Raw genomic sequence first — 3,722 nt, 5'->3', positions numbered from 1 at the left:
GTACACTGTAGCTTTTTAAGGGGGGAACCGGAATCAAAGTCCCCCAATTTATCGGGGGATTTAGGGAAATCTAGAACGTTTTGTTACCGAGAAGAAAACTTTTCAAACATCCTCTAAGTTTCACTGTGGTTAACCCAGACACAACAGCAGAGGTGCAGAGAACATAGACTAGATGTCTTTAATTTATGTACAATTATTGTTCATTAGCCAGCAAGAACGCAAAAGTGCGATCGCTTCTTCTTTTTGTTTGGCTTCGACTTCGATCCACGGTGCTTGGTGGTAGACGTTAGGCATATCGGTAATCAAGTCGCTGTGTTTTCTGTCATTGAAAGCTTGCTCACCATTGGAAATATGGACTAATTGCCAATCTGGATTTTTCCAAGTTTCTCGCGCTGCGTAAAACATGGATGCTACACTCGGATGATCGTAGCTATCCAAATTTTCGTGGCAAATATGGTGATGGGCATCAAATACCATCGGCACACTAGCTTGCTGACATACTGCTAAAATTTCATCGGCACTATAGGCGTATTCATCGTTTTCTAGAGTCAAGCGGCTTTTGATGTTTTCTGGTAGTTCGGAAATTACTTTTACTAGTTGTTCAGCCCGTTGAGATTTGCCACCATGAATATTCATCAATGACCAAGGCGATCGCGGTAATCCCAGTAAGTCAAGTATCCGTGCATGTCCTGCTAAATTATTGATACTTGCCTGTACCACTTCAGGGGAATCAGAACTTAGCACTACATATTGATCTGGATGCAACACCATTCTGATGTTCAATGCATTTGCTCGTTCACCAATTGCTGCTAACTCAGCGCTCATTGCTTCTAATATATTTGCGCCGATTTTGTCTTCTAAGTCACTTAGGGGAAATAAATTAGAAGACATCCGATAAAGCTGAATTTTATTCTGCTGACAAAAGGAGAGGGCATCATGTAAGCGTTGTAAATTATGCCGATACAGTTCACTTAGGGCACTTTCGCGATCGCTAAGGGAAAGTTTTAAGTATCGGGTGCGTGTCATTGTCCGAAAGCGCACTTGTTTGTCCGAGGTGATGCAAACTAGCCCTAAAGAGGGCAGTGTACTTTTTTGGCACTGCTGTGCATTAGGTAAATTTTGAAACTCGATTACGCTCATTAACTAATACTAACTGATACTTGTTTTAAGCTCTTCTTTAATTTAAACAAGTTCTCCCACTGGTTTACGAATACCTAAAGAATGAATTTATAAGCCTTACAGGATGTTTTAAAATGTCTTTACTTATGTCGTTGTTGATGCCATTGCCAAGCATGGGCGATAATTTCGTTCAGATTAGGATACTCTGGATGCCAGCCCAATATTTTAGTTGCTTTGTCGCTGCTGCCAACTAAAATAGGAGGGTCGCCTGGTCTGCGATCGCGTTCTTCTATTTTAATTTCTTTGCCTGTTATCTCTTTAGCAGTTTCTATCACTTCTCTGACTGAAAAACCACTGCCATTTCCTAGATTAAATACTTCACTCTCTCCTTCTTTAAGCAGATATTCCAAACCTAAAATATGGGCTTGTGCCAAGTCAGTCACATGAATATAATCGCGGATACAAGTGCCATCTGGGGTAGGGTAATCAGTGCCGAAAATCAAAATCGATTCGCGCTTACCAAAAGCAGTTAGTAGTACTAATGGTATGAGATGAGTTTCAGGTTCGTGGTCTTCACCCAGCAACCCATTAGGGTCAGCACCTGCGGCATTAAAGTAACGGAAACGTACTGACTTTAAATTGTAGGCTGTATCAAAATCAGATAGAATTCTTTCTACCATCCACTTGCTAGTAGCATAGGGACTAATGGGATCTTGCGGATGTTCTTCCGTAAGGGGAACGAACTTTGGTACACCATAAAGAGCGCAAGTAGAAGAAAAGATAAATTTGTTAACTGATGCAGCAATCATTGCTTCTAAAAGTGTCAGAGTGCCTGCAACATTATTTTGGTAATATTTAGCTGGATGGGTGACAGATTCACCTACTGCAATATAAGCAGCAAAATGCATAACCGCAGTTATATTGTGAGTTGAAAATATGTCATCGAGAAGAGAGCGATCGCTCATATCTCCAACAATCAATTTTACCTGCAAAACTTCTTCTACAAGTTCTCGGTGTCCGTTCGACAGATTATCTAAAACGATTACTTCATAACCTGCGTTTTTCAGAGCTAATACAGCATGGGAGCCAATGTATCCGGCTCCTCCCGTTACTAAAATAGTTGACATAATTTTGCGATGGGAAATTGGGAATGGGGCATTGGGCATTGGGCACAAGAGGCAAAGGTGCAAAGGGGCAGAGGGGTAAAATTGACTGCAACTTCTCCCCTGCTCCCCTTAAAATTAGATTGTCAGCCAGACCACTAATTTCTTTCTTCCAAGTAGCGAGAAATTGCGCTGTCAAGGTTTGGCATTAATTCACCTCGATTGCTGCCAAGAACGCTGTAAGCTGGGCGGGGAGCAATCCAACCAAGTTCTTGCGTAGGACGAGCAATTAGACTGCTGACACTCACACCTGCTTTTTTCGCCGCCAATCGGGCTAAGTCAGACCAAGCTACAGCACTTTTGTTAGCCAAATGCCACAAACCTTTCTCGCCATCAATCAATAAATCAAGGCTGGTATGGACAAGATCGGGTACATAAGTAGGCGAGACGATCGCATCTTCGGCTGCCACAAAAGTATTACCAGCAGCTAACTGTCGTAGGGCGATCGTGACAAAGTTGTAATCATCCCACGGGCCGAAAAATGCGCTAGTGCGAATCATTAGCGATGCTGGATGAGCCTGTAATACTAGCTTTTCTGCCAAAACTTTGCTGCATCCATATACATTGAGAGGCGCAACGTTATCAGTTTCGACATAAGGATTAGACTCAGCACCATCGAATACCAAATCTGAAGAGAAAGTTAGCAGCCCCACATTATGTTGAGCGCAAGCAGCAGCTAAAATCGCTGCCCCTTCAGCGTTTACCTTTAAACAAACATCGGGTTCGCGTTCGGCATCGTCCACCCGCACATATCCCGCAGCGTTCACAACTGCCCACGGTTGCAACTCAGTAAGTACTTTATTGACGGAAGCAGGATTAGCAATATCCATATCTTGGCGTCTGAGCAGGCAATATGAAATTCCTCGCACTTCACACAACCGAGCAAAAGCCTTGCCTAGTGTTCCTGTGGCTCCAACGATCGCCAAGGGACGAAGAGAAGCAGGCGAGGAAAACGGGATAGATGGGGGAGATATGCGACAACTGACGGCTGGGTATAATAGGCGCTCTTCTCGATGCCACCATCCTGGTGTATCAAGTAGTGGATGGTTGGGTTTATGCCCAGTGGCTAAATCTCGCACCATCTTAGCGATCGCAGTTTGTCTAGGCTGTGGCGATTCTCCAGAGGAGACGCTACGCGAACGCAAATCGAAAACGCCTGGCTCGTAGTATCCTGCGGAGCGAGTCACTAAACTATTCCAATCGTAGCTGCCCAAAAGTGCCCAAACAGTCACAGCGCGGACATCTGCGCCCTGATCTCGTAATTCTTGGGCTGCATTCCACACTTCATTGAGCCAGCGTAGCTGCTCCTCACGGGTGCAACTCAGGTGAACTTCAGTGACAGCAAAGGGTAGTTTGTAGCGTTCCCATGTCTCTTTGAGCAATGTTCGCGGCCCTGCCAAACCCTCAGCGCAAACTCGCACTGCCTCTACATCTGCATAC

General features: G+C 44.4%; 3 protein-coding genes. All 3 read right to left on the bottom strand.

Annotated elements, in window-relative coordinates; all coding sequences use genetic code 11:
• Positions 1–183: 183 nt before the first annotated feature.
• Positions 184–1,140, bottom strand: coding sequence for a UV DNA damage repair endonuclease UvsE (gene uvsE / locus IQ229_RS17825; RefSeq protein WP_194045985.1), 957 nt, complete (start codon positions 1,138–1,140; stop codon positions 184–186).
• Between the two features lie 119 nt (positions 1,141–1,259).
• Complete coding sequence (gene galE / locus IQ229_RS17820; RefSeq protein WP_194045983.1) at positions 1,260–2,246, bottom strand: UDP-glucose 4-epimerase GalE; 987 nt, start codon at positions 2,244–2,246, stop codon at positions 1,260–1,262.
• Positions 2,247–2,380: 134 nt separating this feature from the next.
• On the bottom strand, positions 2,381–3,722 hold a 1,342-nt coding region (locus IQ229_RS17815; protein ID WP_194045981.1), incomplete at its 5' end, for an SDR family oxidoreductase.

The organism is Nostoc cf. edaphicum LEGE 07299 (assembly GCF_015207245.1).
GTDB classification, from domain to species: Bacteria; Cyanobacteriota; Cyanobacteriia; order Cyanobacteriales; family Nostocaceae; genus Nostoc; species Nostoc edaphicum_B.
Note: the sequence above shows the minus strand (reverse complement) of the source record. Positions and strands in the feature narration are given on the sequence as shown.

Excerpts from the sequence above, each read along its gene's own strand:
- uvsE (WP_194045985.1), bottom strand. The coding sequence starts at position 1,140 with ATGAGCGTAATCGAGTTTCAAAATTTACCTAATGCACAGCAGTGCCAA.
- galE (WP_194045983.1), bottom strand. The coding sequence starts at position 2,246 with ATGTCAACTATTTTAGTAACGGGAGGAGCCGGATACATTGGCTCCCAT.